The 213-nt window shown below is 73.7% G+C and carries 1 pseudogene; it reads right to left on the bottom strand.

What is annotated here, in order from left to right:
- A pseudogene (locus DEIPI_RS38925) lies at nt 1-213 on the bottom strand (hypothetical protein); the annotation flags it as partial.

Raw genomic sequence — 213 nt, 5'->3', positions numbered from 1 at the left:
TCGCGCCACACCACCACGCCCGCGAGCGCCAGCGTCAGCGCCACCACCGGCACGTCCCCGAAGCGCACGTAAGGCGTCACGCCCGACAGGTACGCGAAACGAGCGCTGAGCGCCTCCGACCCGGGCCCCGAGAAGCGCTGCGTCACCCGCCCGCGCGGATCGATCACCGCCGCGATCCCGTCGTTCACGCTGCGCAGCACGAACCGCCGCGTC

The sequence above is a fragment of the Deinococcus pimensis DSM 21231 genome, assembly GCF_000519345.1.
GTDB classification, from domain to species: Bacteria; Deinococcota; Deinococci; order Deinococcales; family Deinococcaceae; genus Deinococcus_A; species Deinococcus_A pimensis.
Note: the sequence above shows the minus strand (reverse complement) of the source record. Positions and strands in the feature narration are given on the sequence as shown.